Consider the following 309-nt stretch of genomic DNA (forward strand, 5'->3'; position numbering starts at 1 on the left):
TGATGCTCGTACCTTCTACCTCTTTACCAATATTGATAACCGTTGTATCAGCATCCTGCTTAACAAGACTATCTCCTAAAACTTTAGTAATCTCATTCTTAAGCTCTTTATGAATGTTCGTGAAAGAACTTCCCACACCTTCAAAGGCTTTAGCAACATTATCATAGCTCTGCTCTTCAACTGCACTCCCATCTGCTGTAACGGTCTTAACCGTAAAGCTTGGGGCTGTCCAGTCACCATTCTCATACTTGGCATTGCCTCCTAAAGTCTTCGAAACACTACTACCCAATGAATAAACCTGGGAACCAG

1 protein-coding gene is annotated in these 309 nt (G+C 41.7%); it reads right to left on the minus strand.

Annotation, left to right across the window (positions count from 1 at the left end; genetic code table 11):
* Positions 1-289, minus strand: a 289-nt coding sequence (locus ACFIM1_RS09430) for a hypothetical protein (protein WP_375694700.1), incomplete at its 3' end; no start/stop codon positions are given.
* Between the last annotated feature and the right edge of the window lie 20 nt (positions 290-309).

The organism is Bartonella sp. AC158YNML (genome assembly GCF_042196725.1).
Lineage (GTDB): Bacteria > Pseudomonadota > Alphaproteobacteria > Rhizobiales > Rhizobiaceae > Bartonella.